Here is a 13750-nt window from a genome sequence, read left to right as displayed (position 1 = left end):
ATAAGGTGCTGGTACGGCTGACATTTCTCGTATGAGGGATGTCAGCGTTTGTTTTAGTGCATTCGCGTACTCATTCATGGCGGCGAAACCTCCTTGTTTTTTCAAAGGGGCTTCGCCACACACTTATAACTGCTTGTCAAGTATTTTTTTCTCTTTTGGACAAAAAAAGAGCAGGCCATCTTTTCGATAACCTGCTCTTTTACATAATTCTTGGTCCTGCATCTTAACTTAATGACATTGTGCTCCCCGCAGGACCTTTTTCTGTTGAACTCATTTTTCGTTCTCTATGTAAGACTTCCTGGAGGATTCGCCCATCCTCCAATACACGATGAAGCTGAGAAATATGCACAAAGCAACATAATAATAATAGAGCGATTCGCTTCCTATCGATTTGAACCACAAAGCAATGAATTCCGCGGTTCCGCCAAAAATCGCAACGGTAAGCCCATAAGGGAATCCTACGCCAAGCGCTCGAATTTCGGTTGGAAACAATTCAGCCTTCACAATGGCATTAATGGACGTATAGCCTGTCACGATAATAAGACCGATAAGCATCAGGATAAAAGCCCCGACAGGCTGGGTCACCCTCTCCATCAACAGAAACAACGGCACCGTCAGAAGCGTGCCAAAAAGTCCGAACCCAAGCAGCAGCGGACGGCGTCCGATCCGATCGGATAGCGCGCCGGCAAGCGGCTGGAGTACGACAAACACAAGCAGAGCGATGAAGTTGATCCAGCTGACCACTTCTTTATTCAACCCAACCGTGTTGACCATAAATTTTTGCAAATAGGTCGTGTAGGTATAGAAGGCGACGGTTCCGCCCAGTGTGAGACCGACTACCGTCATCACCGCTTTAGGATGCTTCATTAAGGCGCGGATGGTTCCGGCCTTCTGCCGGCTCTTGGCGTCCATCTTCTTGAACTGGTCCGATTCGTCCATGGTCCGGCGGAGCCACAGAACCGCTAATGCCCCGAACGCCCCAATGACGAAGGGGATACGCCAGCCCCACGCTTTCATCTCCGACTCGTTTAATATCTGCTGAAGAATGATTTGAACGCCAAGCGCTATCAATTGTCCTGCAATTAACGTCACATATTGAAAGCTGGAATAGAAACCGCGTCTGCCGCTGCTTGCCATTTCCGATAAATAGGTGGCTGAAGTGCCGTATTCTCCTCCCAAAGAGAGACCTTGAAGCAGCCGTGCGATGACAAGGATGATCGGTGCAAAGATTCCAATAGTGCTGTAGCTCGGAGTAAAAGCAATAATTAGGGAGCCTCCTGCCATGATGGTGATAGAGAGCGTCAACGCAGCCCGGCGTCCAAATCGGTCGGCGTACTGTCCCAGCAGCAGACTGCCAATCGGCCTCATCAGAAAGCCTACCGCAAATATGGCGGCTGTATTCAACAGCTGGCTTGTCGCATCTCCCTTGGGGAAAAACTCGGAGGAAAAATAGACGGCAAAAGCTGCATAGACATACCAGTCATACCATTCAATTAAATTTCCGACCGATCCTTTAAAAATATTGGCCGTTATTTTTCGGGATGTTGCCCGCTCGCTCTGTTGCGGCATCAATACCAACCTCCTGGCTTGTACAATCGACGATTTCTTCCTTTCTCTTATTACCCTATTATTTTTAGTCATAACGCTCTGATTTATGCTTCTTTTTTCCAGCTTGTCTATCAGGGACAAAAAAATCCGTCATCCATGCTGCCATCAATCAACCGTTCGTAGCTGCCGCCTTTGAGGTTAGCAGAGCTCCAAAGGCAGGCTCTGTTCTTTAGCACAGGCTACATATAGACGATAAAAAAGCGCCGTCAGGAGCCATCTGCAACGATGAGCCCTAAGCGGCGCTGCTTACTTTCTAATGGGTCTTAGGGGATATAATTTAGCCCCTCATTTGGTTTAATAATAAATCAATGACCTGCATGTTGCGGTAGGATTCCTCCAGAGACACCAGCGGCTTGCGTTGATTTGCAATAGCGTCGGCAAAATCCGTTACCTGCAAGGTGTAACGATCCGATTCCTCGACCGGTACCTGACGAGCTCCCTCCGTAGTGACAACACGAATCGTGCCATCGCTTCCCTGAAAGGTATCAGGGACTTCTATTCTGCCCTTCGTACCGATTATTTCGGAATTCATTTGATTGAAGGCATTAAAGCCGCTGCTAATGCTGGCGATCACGCCATTAGGGTATTTTAAAAGTGCCGAGAACAGGACATCGACCCCATTCTCCTTAACACATTCCGTCACACAGGACTCCGGCAGCTGGTTCATGATCATTCCAACGAAATTCACAGGATAGGAGCCGACATCATACAACGATCCGCCTCCCAGCTCCGGTTGAACCTTGATCGTATTCGGACGGTCCAGCAAGAAACGGAAGGTAGATTGGATATACCGAACCTCACCGATTTCTCCGCTCTCCACTATCTCTTTAACCTTCTTCGTTCGATCCGTGTAACGATACATGAAGGCTTCCATTAGAAGAACCTGATTTTGTTCCGCAGTACGGATCATTTCCGCACATTCAGCCGCATTCAAGGCCATAGGCTTCTCGCAGAGAACATGCTTGCCTTTTTGCATCGCTTTTATCGCCCATTCCTTATGCATAGAATTCGGCAGAGGAATATAGACCGCGTTGATCTCCGGATCATCTAGAAGAGCGTCATAGTCGTTGTAAAAACGGGAACATTGGAATAATTCACGGCATTCGTTCTGCTTCTCCTCACTGCGTGTAGCTACCGCGTGAAGTGCGCTGTTCTCCGATTTAAGAATGGCAGGGATGACGGAATTTTTAGCAATACGGGCGTAACCTAGTACACCCCATTTGATGGGTAACATATAGTTCCTCCTTAAAATTATAGTGATGGCGTGATGGGGATGGCGATGACGAATTCAGTTCCGCTAGAATCGCTATGATACTGTACCGAGCCCTTATACCTGCTCACAAGCTGTTTGACGATATGCAGGCCCAAGCCGGAATTTTTGCCGGATGGCTTCGATGAATAGCCCGATTCGAATAGCTGTCCCCGGGCTTCAAGCGGAATCATAGGGCCTGTATTGCGGACTATGAACTCCAGCCGGTTGTTGACTATCGACCCTTTAACGGTGACATTACGCTCGCACGGTTCCAAAGCGGAGGTCGCATCAAACGCATTATCGATCAGATTGCTCAACATTTTGACGACATCCGTCGCCTTGATCGGACTTTTCTTTAACAATTCCATATGCTGAAAATCGTACTCGAAATGGATGTTCAAAGATTCGGCTTGGGCATACTTAGCCTGAATCAAAGCAATGAGAGCCGGATCCTTCAAATTGACCAGCTCATTCACGACTCTAATTTCTCCAACCAGCGTATTCGTATACTTCCTGAGCTCATCGTAATTTTGAAGGGCCAGGAACCCATGGATCGTTTGAATATGATTGATAAAATCATGCCGCTGCTCCCTGACGGATTGAAACAAGGTCTCAATATTCCCGACATAGGCTTCTTGTACGTCTTGAAGATCCCGGTCTTTTGTTCTTTTAAAAATCCAAAAGATAGCGAACACGATAACAACAGCCAGCAAGGTACAGACGCTCATAAACCATATAATCTGGATTAAATGCTTATGAAGAATGTTGTTAACTTCCGAGTAGTCCGATGTGATCGCAATCAGGGGCGGAGAGCTCATCGCGTTGTATTTCAAATAGGAATTATGAATCGGGGTAAAGCTTTTCATCACGGACTTCCCATTGGATTCCGTCACATAGAACACCGTCGTATCCTTGGTCAATGCCAATTGGGCATATTGCTTTTCTTCCGGGTCCCTATAATCATAAGAACCAAAGTATACTTCTCTTGCAGAGAACCAATTGCTCGGCGTCGGAATACTCTCAGGAAGAGTATGATCCATGAATTTGTCTGCATTCAAAATAGCCACTTCAAGCGCGATATGCGGATTGTCGTTCATCACTCGCTGAATCGTATCCTCCACACCGGTTATCTGCTGATACTTCCGGAAATTCGTATCATGAACAAAGGGATTGATAATATAATTGGTCGTTCCGTCGTAATAATAGCCCCATTTATTAATCTCGGACTGACTGGTTGTTGCTGTGTCCCTCGGACCGCTCCAATAGTTGTCAAGAGCTTGACCAATGCCGACATTCACAGGTTCACGAGCGAATAATTGCTGAAATGCGGAAAAATAATGGTCCCAACCCTTGGAGCTTACATTAAGATCCTTGGGATCGGAAGATTTTTGACCTACGATGTCATCCCCTGCTCTAGCAAAAAGAGTGATTTCGTCTACCCCGATCAGCTTCTTTAGTTCGACCAAATCCTGATTCTCTATATTATGTATATCCGGGTCCAAAGCTATTTTGGCGGCAATGGCCGCCGTCCGGAGGTTCTCGCCTATCAAGTCTTCTACGAATTTCTCTCCTGCCGCTGTCTGTTCCATGTTCGTTTTGATGCTGCTATACAGGATTGCCATCTTCTCTTTCTGATTATCTTCAAGCAGCGTCTTATAGTGCAAATAATACGATGTGTTCAACGCAATAATCATGATGATAAAAACAAGAGATGTTTTCAGAGGAATCGTTTTAGTAAAATTCATCTATCTGTGCCCACCCCGCTCCATGCCTATTATAGCAAGAAACGAAGAAAATTGTATAACTTTGTCGAAAATCCGCCCCTTTCGGCGATTTTGCAACGCCAACGTTAGGATAAACATGTACCTCGGTTCATCTACCCAATCACTTTCTCTTCATTTTTAATACACTATCCTATTCTAAGAGAGAGTTAGGTGATGAGCTTGGCCACTTTTGCTGCAGCTTATGCCATGAAGGAGCGAATGGCGCCAGCCTTGCTAAAACATTCCAAAGTACAGGGGGTCGGTGTAGGCTACCATGATCCCGAACGGCCGAAAAAAGGCGCGGCGGTCATTATTTATGCCGACGCTTTGTCTGCAGTTGCTTTAGGAATCGCTTCAACCGTTACCATAAGTGTCAAGGGTAAAAACGTACAGGTTCCGATACGGGTTGTTCGAACAGGAAAAATTCGCTCCCATGCCAATTTCCAGGGACGTATACGCCCTGTCCCGGCAGGATACAGTATTGGGACGGCAGCCGGGTCCGGAACCGCAGGACTAATTGTCACCAATTTCCCCGGAGCGAATCAGCGTTACATTTTCAGTAACACTCACGTACTTACTAATCCCTTGAATTCCAATGTACGTGCCGAGACACTACAGCCCGGTGGGGCGGATAATGGAAGGCCAGTGATAGATAGAGTCGGCTTTCTCTCCCGATACGCACTGCTTAGAAGGAACGCCACTAACTTTATAGATGCGGCTATCTCCCTGCCGGTCCGTAATAACATAGTCACTCCCCGTTATGCTACGGTCGGCGTTGTCCCTGGCTATGTAACCTCGTATAGAGTCGGGGATCGCTTCAAAAAGGTTGGCCGAACAACGGGACTGCGATTTGGAAGGGTCGATTCCGTTAATACGGATATTCTAGTCGATTATGGGGGGAATCTGGGCGTAATTCCTTTTCGCAATCAATCGGTCATTGTAGGTACCAGTCCCGTCTCTCTTCCCGGTGATTCGGGCTCTGTATGGCTCAGGAGAGCCGATAATTTCGCAGCTGCCGTCAACTTCGCAGGTACCGAAGACGGCCTAACCTCTATCGCCTTTCCGGTAGATTGGTTCATGAGAAGATTTCGGTTGCGGGTTGCCCGTCCCAATGGAGCCGGAATCGTCAAAAACGTGAAAACCAACGGTAATCCGGCCTTTGCCCGGCGGCTAACGGCTAGAGAGCTGGCTTCCATACGAATCATCTTGGCTAGAAGCAGAACAGCTGCTGCTAAAAAATAGAATACAACCCGGCACTCTCCAGGTGCCGGGTTGTTTACTTTCAGGCAGATTCCATTAACGTGTTTTGGTGATCAAGTACGGAGTCACAAAGCGGTCGACGTCAGTAGGATTTTCGATAATCAAGACCCAGACGGTAGTTGTGGCTGGGAAGCTATCTGTCGGCCAGGCGGATGCGAAACCGGTAATCGTCCAACCTGCATTAATGACTACTCTACCGGTACCTGCAGTGAAAGTAATCGTAAGGAAGCTGTGGGCAGGGATCAGTCGTGGCCTGAACACGGAACGGCGGAAGCCATTTCCAAGGTTTTGTGTGGCACGGGCGTTGCTTGGACGAAGGACTATTTTTCTCCCTACCGCTTTGCTTACTTTTGATTTCACTTGTTTTTTCATTACATAACCTCCTTGATAGTGATAGCACATTGTATGCAAGTGTTAGTTTCAAAGTTTGGGTGAAATTGATAGACTGATTAATTAATTTAGTAGAAATAGATTCATGCTGACCTTTCTTGTCTGGAGCAAACAGTGTCATGGGAGGCAAGGCTCTTCAAATGGCGTCGGCAGTCCATGAAGACCAAGGAGTTGAAATACCATGGATACTGATAAAGAAGACAGTTTGGAAGGAATATTTGTCGGGTGGATGAAGATATCGCGCTTTTGCAAACCTACCGCCCGGGAAGGGCATCATTTCTCCGAAAAGTGGGGTTATAAGCTTGAAGCTGATTCAGGTGCTTTGCGGGGGCCTTGAATTTTAGCAATTCTATAAACACGAAAAAAGCTGCTGCATAAGCAGCAACCTTTCGTTTATCCGTTGAAATAATCCTGCAAGCCGTTAACAATCGCATCGGCCGCTTTCTTTTGATAGGCAGCGGTACGGACGAGCTGCTCATCCTTGGCATTGGACAAAAATCCAAGCTCCACGAGAACAGACGGCTGAGCATTTTCCCGAAGCACATGATAATTGCCATAGGATATCCCGTTGCTTTTCAAATCCAGCGCACGATCCAGCCGAGCTTCTATTTTTCTGGCTAAAGGCATATCCTTGGAGCTTGAGTAGAAGAAGGTTAACGTGCCGGAATTCGCTTTCGGCGAGGAGTTGTAATGGATGCTGACAAAAGCGTCCGCGCGGTTCTTCTCGCTGACGGAGACTCTCGCGGATAAATTCGGATTCTCCTCGTCACGTGTGCGGGTCATGGTCACCTGGGCGCCGGCTTTACGCAATTGATCTGCCAAATAACGGGCCGTAGACAAATTCAATGATTTTTCGTTCGTGCCGTATTTCTTCCCTTGGGTCCCTGTATCGCCGCCGCCATGCCCAGGGTCCACTACAATCCTCTTCCCCTTCAGGCCCGGACTGTTCGAGGATACCGATACGTTGTTGGCCGATGCTTTGCCTACGTACTTCCCCATCACCCAACCAGTAGCTCCTTCGGCCGTTCGGACCTGGACCCAGTCTTGTGATGAGTCAAGCACGGACAAGGAATGACCCGAGGATAGAACGCTTACGACAGCATGTTGAGTTCCGGGCCCTTTGCGCATATGCAGCGAATCAGCAAGAACGGTAACCGTTCCTTTCTTAGCCGCGTCCGAGCTTTTTGTACTGGTGCTCGTAAGCTTGTCCGACGGTATACCATTTTGCATTTTTAAATATTGTCCTGCTACCCAACCGTTCAGGCTCCCTGCTTTGATCTTGATCCATCCGTACGATTCCTGGGATGTGACGACGACCGTATTTTGCTTTAAGGACCCCACGATGGTAGATTGGATATCCGGTTTGCTGCGGACATAGAGTGAAGTTGCCGTCACAATCGCATTGGAATTCGCTGCAGCTTCCACATTTATCGCAGGGGAAGCAAGGAGTCCAAATGCAAGAATAGTAACGATGGCTTTCTTCAATGGCTGTAGCTTCATTAGAATACCTCATTCATATAATGGCTTTGTCGCTTTATGTACTAATATAACAGGAAGTTTTGCCCAATCATAGAGTACATTTTCTCATTTTGTCGAACCCGAACGGAAATAAATTTGAAAAAGCTGCTTCCAGACAGTATTGTAATAATGATATAAAATGTTCCAGAAGGTGCTTTTTGCATGCAATGGGTAAAGAAAGGAGTTCATAAGAATGGCGTGGCTTTACGTAGTATTAGGGGGACTTATGGACGTAGGTTGGGCTACGGGGCTTAAATATACACATAGCTTTACCGTGCTGGTGCCATCTGTGTTAACCATCCTCTGTATCGTAATCAGCTTCTACTTGTTCACCAAATCTATGACTCAGCTTCCTATCGGTACCGCCTATGCGGTGTTTACCGGAATCGGAGCCGCTGGGACGGTTATTGTGGGGATGTTATTTTTAGGTGAGCCGCGGGACGGGCTGAGGATCTTTTTTATCGTTGTGCTCCTGGCAGGTCTCCTGGGTCTCAAGCTGAGCGTATCGGAGACAGAACAGCCTCAGAAAGAAAAAGAAAGGAACTGATGGGCGTGTCGTGGGTTTTCTTGCTTCTAGCCGGCTTCATGGAAATTATTGGTGTGATTCTAATAAAAAAATCCGAGGGCTTTCGAAGATTATATTGGACTTTGGCTTGTATCCCTTCGATGGGGTTGAGCTTTTACTTCTTATCGAAGGCACTGGTGCATATTCCTATCGGTACCGCGTACAGCATCTGGACAGGGATAGGGGCAGCCGGAGCGGCGATCGTCGGTATTTGGCTGTATAAAGAATCCAAATCTCCGAAGCGCCTCTTTTTTATCGGCTTGGTCATTGTCGGTGTGATCGGTTTGAAGCTTACCGGCACCTAAGCGGCCTGCAGCATACATAAAAGAACAGCCTTGGCTGTTCAGATTGTCGAGAAACCTATAAGGCTTGAACTATTGCTAATATACTACGGTGGGGTATGCCCCTCCAGCCGCTGTTGAAACCCGTGAAAGGGATCAGATTTAGTGGTATTTTCACGGGTTTCAAAGGCGGACGTAAACTCTTCCGAGGATTACCCCACCTCCATATTTAGCAAAGTTATCGCAAAACTAGGTTTCTCGACAGACTCAATAGCCTTGGCTGTTCTTTTTATGCTCACCGTTTGGGTATCTCATAGCCGTTTAATGCAATGAGTCGAGTCCTTTTAAAGTGACACTCTCCTCAATCCCCAAAGCCTTTTTTCGCGCCGCAAAGTTTTCCTCTGTCATTGGACCGTAAACCTCATTCGTCTGCGGATTAACGATCCAATAAGCCACGAGGGTCTCATCCGGTATTTGATAAGAGCCGTCGGTTCTCTTGGGGTCATTCCTTAGTCCTTCTTGCTTTGCCAAAATATACCGGTCATCCCAACCGACCTGGACAACCTTAGCGGGAACGATCTCCCCTCCCCAGACTCCTTCACCTTCCTGTTTACGTATCGCTACTTCATGGGCGGATGTCCTGACAACCGAATAACCGCCAGGTAATGAAATATCGTAATCTCCTAATCCGGCACAGCCGCTTGCCGCAAACAACGCTATGTACAATAAGCCCAAGCTTACCATTTTCATAGTGGGCGAAGGGATACGCTTATTTCCCAACATCAGCTTGAACACCTCCTTACTCCTTCGTATAAAATCATTCCTTACTGCACGGCTTTGTCCCGCAAGCCATCAGAAAAATCATCATTGCAGATGCGTCGGAACGCTCTTGAAACGCTTTATACCAGTTCATCATTTGCATAAATTCCTCTTGGGTGATGACGCCACGTTGAAGAAAGCCTTCAAACCGTTTGGGGTCTAGCTGCCGGCTGAACCCGTCTTTTCCGGCAATCTCGGTATGCTGTACAACCGCCTCCAGATCTACATGGATAAATCCCGCTTCCTTTAAAAGTCGCGGCAGTGCCCTCCCCATATGCCGATTCCCGCCGTTCTTTTTTTGCGATGCAGCCAATTTGCTCATAATGACGGGCAGACTCTCCATCTCGGGAGATAGCGTACCAAATACTCCATCGTCAATATCGATAATGACTAGCTTCCCGCCGGGCTTCAGAACCCTGTAAAGTTCCACAGCAGCTTTCAGCGGTTCATACAAATGGAGAAACAACAGCCTGACAATAATAAAATCAAATGTCTGATCCTTCACACCCGTTTCCATAATAGAGGCTTGTACAAATTGCAGCTGATGAGCAGGGATATCCTTCGTCCGGTTTCTGGCCTGATCCAGCAAAAAACCGTCAATATCCAGAGCAGTCACCTTACTCCCGGGCCAATGATCGAGCAATTGCTCCGTGTAGAATCCGGGTCCGCAGCCCGCTTCGAGAATATGCATTCCATCCTTTAATCCAAACCAACGTAGCAATCGGAATTCCTTCTCCCAGCTCATATGAACTTGGGAGCGCAACCTGGCCAATTCGGCTTCAGTGCCTGCACCGGTATTTTTAAAATGATAGGTTGATTCGTGACGGTTCATTGCTCACTCTCCTTACCATATAACATTATATGGAAAACGTTACAAGATAAAGAGAATGTCCTGGCAGCTTTATTTCTTGTTTTTGAAACGAGAGAATAAAAAAAGACCGAACGACAGCGGTCAGCCCTTGTATCCTAATCATTGTTACTACTTTCTACTACCAAATCCTCTCGACAGTCTGCTTCTCCATGGATCATGAGTTGGAGCCGAACCTGCCAAGTCCCAGAACTCATCCAAAGCTGCCTCGGGGTACACGTTAGACAACTTGGACATGTCCTCCCTGCTGAAAAACTGAACATCCATAATAACCTGGTTCTCCATATCCCATTCAGGATCGTATCCCTTTCTCATCTGCCCTCCAGTCACTTCCGCCAAAAAATAATGGCAATAGTCGACCTCACCGTCCGGTTCTTTCTCTTCAACAACCCAAAGAAGTCGTTCCACCCTTATGTCAAGTCCTGTTTCTTCCTTGACTTCACGAATCGCTGCATCTCTGCTATATTCCCCCGGCTCAATGCCCCCGCCTGGTATCACCCAAATCATATGCTCAGGCCCCTGTTTCTTATAATCGCTTTGAACTAATAATAGACGATCCTCTTCATCCAGCACGAATACTCTAACTCCAGCCACTTAGCATCCCCTCCATTCTAACCATTACTGCCTTCTTGTAAGTTATGACTCCCTAGCTTCCTCATATAGGATACAAACTCAAAGTCCTTATCGATATGACCAATATTCAAATTCTCTTCGCTCCCTTCATCTACTTACTTACATCATTGCTACATATTACCATGCACTAAAAGAGTTGGCATTTGATCTGACAAAATAGTATGATTATATATTAATAGAACTATTTTTAATGGAGGAACAACCTTATATGAAAAAAGGCTTAACCCTGCTAACCACCGCCGCTGTTGCCCTTTCTATGCTCTCCTCGACGGCATTGGCGAATACAACGAAAACTACCGCTGATTATAAAGATCTTGTTAATGTAGATACCGCCCTGAAAACCAAGCTGGATACTTTGCTCGCGCAGGGAATCTTTGAAGGCGTATCGGAGGATAGCTTCGGCATCTCCCAGAATATGACCAGAGCCCAATTCGCTAAGGTCGCAGCTTTAGTGTTCGGTTTAAAAGTTGATGCTGCCGTTCAAGCCTCCAGCTTCACGGATGTCCGTTCGGATGACACCGCCAACGGGTGGGCCATTCCTTATATCGAAGCGGCCAAAAAAGCGGGACTTATTGACGGAATGACCGACACTACCTTTGCTCCAGGAGAAAATGTAACGGTTGGGCAGCTCGATACTGTATTCCTCAAGGGACTGGGCAAAACGGTGAATACCACGGGTACGCCATGGTATGCTGACGCGGTTAAGCAAGCCAAGGAAGCCAATATCCACCCTGGTGATAAAGCCGGGGATGCTGTTGCCACCCGGGAAGACCTGGTGGTAGGAGCGTATGGTTCCCTCCCTTCTTCCCCTTCAGCAGAAAATAAACAAGTGTCTGTGACTTCCGTCCAGGCATCCGGCGATCAAGCGGTCCAGGTCAAGCTGGACAAAGCCGTGGACGCGACAAAGGCTACTTTGGCACTCAGCAAGGACGGATCCGTTGTGGCAACTAGTACTGCTTGGGCATTCAGCAATGATTCGGCCACACTAACATTAACTGGCGATACGAAGCTGAGCAATGGCAGCTACACGGTCACTCTTGGCGGTCTCGACACAGCTTCCATTAAGACGGCTACGGGTTCCTTTACGGTAGGGACTATTACGTCTACAGGAAAGTACAAATATTCAACGGCATCTTCCTATGAACTGAGCAGCGTCATCGATTCCAACTTAACCTCCGCCGCTACAGGCAGCAACGGCTCTGTATCCAAAGCAGAAGCGGAAGATCCGACTCTCAGCAAATTGGCCAAAGAAGTTGAAATAACCGTTACAAACGAGTCAGGAGAAGAAGTAACGACCCCTGGACTTGTTCAAACTATTACCTCTTCGAATCCGAGTGTAGTGAAGGCAGCAGTATCTGCCGATCATAAAGGCTACATTCTTGGAGACAAAGCAGGTACAGCAACCATCTATCTTACTTATGCAACTATCAGCGGAGAGAGGAACCAAGTCTCTATTCCGGTTACTGTAACCAATACCGCAATCTCTGCTCAAACCGTGGAAGCTAGAACCACTTCGATTACGGCTTATGCCACCGTGACTAACGGGGTTTATTCCAGCCAATTCAACGGATATGAGAAGATGGATTTGAAAGTGACCGATAATTTCGGCACCGAATATGAACAAGACGAAATTGCCTACTACAACTTCGCTTTGAACACCTATTTCACAGCTGAAGATATTACAGGGGATCCGCAGAACGGACCAGTCGGTACTGTCACTTTCGACAAAGCCGGTAATGTACAAATTACAGGCAACGTAACCAGGTTTACTCTGGTATCCGTTCTGTTTAACGATAAGCGCGCCTATGCAGACGTAACCGTTGTGAAGCAAAATTAACGAGCAGCATGAAGACAAAGCCCGGGGCCATAAGCCGCGGGCTTTTGTTTATAAGTACCATTATTGCGCTTCCTTATGCGCCTTGTTTAATCTCTATAGGGTGATCAGCGGTTTCGTACCCTTCCCGATTATGGATGAGGTCGGAGGAACAATCGATATAGAGCGGATAAACCGGCATACTGGCTTGATGCTTGGTATCGGGTACAACCTTCGTTTCATGGCTCTTGAACGTATTAAGAATCTCCCTATTTTTGATCACGACATCGAAACATAGCATCAGCATAATGCCGATCAGAACTGCGGCCACGGCGTATACTCCATAGATCTCCTGCATCTATTAGCCCTCCTATGAATCTATTTCTCCCATCGTATCAGCAATCTAGTAAAAATACGCTCGAATCCCGTTGTCACTATATGACTTTTATTGTAGAGTTCTAACCTCAGCTTGGCCCATTTGAAACAACGATACTAATGTCAACCCGTCCTGTTCCAGATTCGTTCTGCCGCTCTGCCCTCGTTCGATAACGCAGAGAACTACATCTAATTTTGCCCCATACCCTGCAAGCGCTTTGGCACTAAGCCGAATTTGTCCGCCTGTCGTCACAACATCCTCAATGATGCATACTCGTTTCCCCCTGATGTCTACTCCTTCCGCCAGCTTGCAAGTCCCATAGGTTTTAGCTTCTTTCCGGACGAACACCACAGGTAGGCCTGTTGCCAGCGACAAAGCCGTTACAATAGGGATTCCCCCCAGCTCAATGCCGGCAATTATTTCGGTGTCCTGCGGCAGTAATGCCGTGAGCTCCTTGGCGATGGCAGACAATAACTTGGGATTCGATTCAAATTGAAACTTATCAAAATATTGATTCGACACTTGTCCTGACCGAAGCTTGAAGCTGCCTGTTAGATGAGCTGCAGCATAGATAGCTTTCTCCAGTTTCTGTTTGTTCATAGAA

At 47.2% G+C, this 13750-nt stretch carries 15 protein-coding genes; 5 read left to right on the top strand and 10 right to left on the bottom strand.

Annotated features, from left to right (window positions below):
• Positions 1-270: 270 nt before the first annotated feature.
• From GGC63_RS07910 to GGC63_RS07900, 3 genes are all read right to left on the bottom strand, one after another.
• Positions 271-1569, bottom strand: coding sequence for an MFS transporter (locus GGC63_RS07910; RefSeq protein ID WP_192701812.1), 1299 nt, complete (start codon positions 1567-1569; stop codon positions 271-273).
• A gap of 316 nt (positions 1570-1885) precedes the next feature.
• On the bottom strand, positions 1886-2842 hold the full coding sequence (locus GGC63_RS07905; protein WP_192701811.1) for a Gfo/Idh/MocA family protein: 957 nt from the start codon (positions 2840-2842) through the stop codon (positions 1886-1888).
• 17 nt (positions 2843-2859) lie between these two features.
• Entirely contained in the window at positions 2860-4605 is a 1746-nt protein-coding gene (locus GGC63_RS07900) for a sensor histidine kinase (RefSeq protein WP_192701810.1), read from the bottom strand.
• A gap of 192 nt (positions 4606-4797) precedes the next feature.
• Between GGC63_RS07900 and GGC63_RS07895 the strand changes: the two genes are divergently transcribed.
• Positions 4798-5865 (top strand): S1 family peptidase, encoded by a 1068-nt coding sequence (locus GGC63_RS07895; RefSeq protein WP_225948018.1) that lies wholly within the window; start codon positions 4798-4800, stop codon positions 5863-5865.
• Between the two features lie 54 nt (positions 5866-5919).
• Here GGC63_RS07895 and GGC63_RS07890 read toward each other — a convergent pair whose 3' ends face one another.
• Complete coding sequence (locus GGC63_RS07890; protein WP_192701809.1) at positions 5920-6255, bottom strand: hypothetical protein; 336 nt, start codon at positions 6253-6255, stop codon at positions 5920-5922.
• A 199-nt stretch (positions 6256-6454) separates the two neighbouring features.
• Here GGC63_RS07890 and GGC63_RS07885 point away from each other — a divergent pair, with 199 nt between their 5' ends.
• On the top strand, positions 6455-6610 hold the full coding sequence (locus GGC63_RS07885) for a hypothetical protein (RefSeq protein WP_192701808.1): 156 nt from the start codon (positions 6455-6457) through the stop codon (positions 6608-6610).
• Between the two features lie 56 nt (positions 6611-6666).
• On the opposite strand, the gene GGC63_RS07880 is transcribed toward GGC63_RS07885, so the two are convergent.
• Positions 6667-7773, bottom strand: coding sequence for an N-acetylmuramoyl-L-alanine amidase (locus tag GGC63_RS07880; RefSeq protein WP_192701807.1), 1107 nt, complete (start codon positions 7771-7773; stop codon positions 6667-6669).
• A 211-nt stretch (positions 7774-7984) separates the two neighbouring features.
• Here GGC63_RS07880 and GGC63_RS07875 point away from each other — a divergent pair, with 211 nt between their 5' ends.
• Both GGC63_RS07875 and GGC63_RS07870 read left to right on the top strand, forming a co-directional pair.
• On the top strand, positions 7985-8338 hold the full coding sequence (locus GGC63_RS07875) for a DMT family transporter (RefSeq protein WP_192701806.1): 354 nt from the start codon (positions 7985-7987) through the stop codon (positions 8336-8338).
• A gap of 5 nt (positions 8339-8343) precedes the next feature.
• A complete protein-coding gene (locus tag GGC63_RS07870) occupies positions 8344-8661 on the top strand; it encodes a DMT family transporter (protein ID WP_079909624.1) in 318 nt (105 codons plus the stop codon).
• Between the two features lie 297 nt (positions 8662-8958).
• Here GGC63_RS07870 and GGC63_RS07865 read toward each other — a convergent pair whose 3' ends face one another.
• The 3 genes from GGC63_RS07865 to GGC63_RS07855 all read right to left on the bottom strand — a co-directional run bounded on the left by GGC63_RS07865 (position 8959) and on the right by GGC63_RS07855 (position 10918).
• On the bottom strand, positions 8959-9420 hold the full coding sequence (locus tag GGC63_RS07865) for a DUF3997 domain-containing protein (RefSeq protein WP_192701805.1): 462 nt from the start codon (positions 9418-9420) through the stop codon (positions 8959-8961).
• A 34-nt stretch (positions 9421-9454) separates the two neighbouring features.
• Positions 9455-10288 (bottom strand): class I SAM-dependent methyltransferase, encoded by an 834-nt coding sequence (locus GGC63_RS07860; RefSeq protein ID WP_192701804.1) that lies wholly within the window; start codon positions 10286-10288, stop codon positions 9455-9457.
• Between the two features lie 147 nt (positions 10289-10435).
• The gene (locus GGC63_RS07855) at positions 10436-10918 is read right to left on the bottom strand and encodes an NUDIX domain-containing protein (RefSeq protein WP_192701803.1); all 483 of its coding nucleotides are present in this window, start codon (positions 10916-10918) and stop codon (positions 10436-10438) included.
• A gap of 247 nt (positions 10919-11165) precedes the next feature.
• Here GGC63_RS07855 and GGC63_RS07850 point away from each other — a divergent pair, with 247 nt between their 5' ends.
• The gene (locus tag GGC63_RS07850; RefSeq protein WP_192701802.1) at positions 11166-12794 is read left to right on the top strand and encodes an S-layer homology domain-containing protein; all 1629 of its coding nucleotides are present in this window, start codon (positions 11166-11168) and stop codon (positions 12792-12794) included.
• A 73-nt stretch (positions 12795-12867) separates the two neighbouring features.
• On the opposite strand, the gene GGC63_RS07845 is transcribed toward GGC63_RS07850, so the two are convergent.
• Positions 12868-13128, bottom strand: coding sequence for a hypothetical protein (locus tag GGC63_RS07845; protein ID WP_079909440.1), 261 nt, complete (start codon positions 13126-13128; stop codon positions 12868-12870).
• A gap of 87 nt (positions 13129-13215) precedes the next feature.
• Complete coding sequence (gene pyrE / locus GGC63_RS07840) at positions 13216-13746, bottom strand: orotate phosphoribosyltransferase (protein ID WP_192701801.1); 531 nt, start codon at positions 13744-13746, stop codon at positions 13216-13218.
• Between the last annotated feature and the right edge of the window lie 4 nt (positions 13747-13750).

This window comes from Paenibacillus sp. OAS669 (assembly GCF_014873645.1).
Taxonomy (GTDB): Bacteria; Bacillota; Bacilli; order Paenibacillales; family NBRC-103111; genus Paenibacillus_S; species Paenibacillus_S vulneris.
This window is presented reverse-complemented; position numbering and strand designations above follow the sequence as displayed.

Coding starts and splice junctions, on each gene's coding strand:
- GGC63_RS07910 (WP_192701812.1), bottom strand. CDS start 1,569: ATGCCGCAACAGAGCGAGCGGGCAACATCCCGAAAAATAACGGCCAAT.
- GGC63_RS07905 (WP_192701811.1), bottom strand. CDS start 2,842: ATGTTACCCATCAAATGGGGTGTACTAGGTTACGCCCGTATTGCTAAA.
- GGC63_RS07900 (WP_192701810.1), bottom strand. CDS start 4,605: ATGAATTTTACTAAAACGATTCCTCTGAAAACATCTCTTGTTTTTATC.
- GGC63_RS07895 (WP_225948018.1), top strand. CDS start 4,798: ATGAGCTTGGCCACTTTTGCTGCAGCTTATGCCATGAAGGAGCGAATG.
- GGC63_RS07890 (WP_192701809.1), bottom strand. CDS start 6,255: ATGAAAAAACAAGTGAAATCAAAAGTAAGCAAAGCGGTAGGGAGAAAA.
- GGC63_RS07885 (WP_192701808.1), top strand. CDS start 6,455: ATGGATACTGATAAAGAAGACAGTTTGGAAGGAATATTTGTCGGGTGG.
- GGC63_RS07880 (WP_192701807.1), bottom strand. CDS start 7,773: ATGAAGCTACAGCCATTGAAGAAAGCCATCGTTACTATTCTTGCATTT.
- GGC63_RS07875 (WP_192701806.1), top strand. CDS start 7,985: ATGGCGTGGCTTTACGTAGTATTAGGGGGACTTATGGACGTAGGTTGG.
- GGC63_RS07865 (WP_192701805.1), bottom strand. CDS start 9,420: ATGTTGGGAAATAAGCGTATCCCTTCGCCCACTATGAAAATGGTAAGC.
- GGC63_RS07860 (WP_192701804.1), bottom strand. CDS start 10,288: ATGAACCGTCACGAATCAACCTATCATTTTAAAAATACCGGTGCAGGC.
- GGC63_RS07850 (WP_192701802.1), top strand. CDS start 11,166: ATGAAAAAAGGCTTAACCCTGCTAACCACCGCCGCTGTTGCCCTTTCT.
- GGC63_RS07845 (WP_079909440.1), bottom strand. CDS start 13,128: ATGCAGGAGATCTATGGAGTATACGCCGTGGCCGCAGTTCTGATCGGC.
- pyrE (WP_192701801.1), bottom strand. CDS start 13,746: ATGAACAAACAGAAACTGGAGAAAGCTATCTATGCTGCAGCTCATCTA.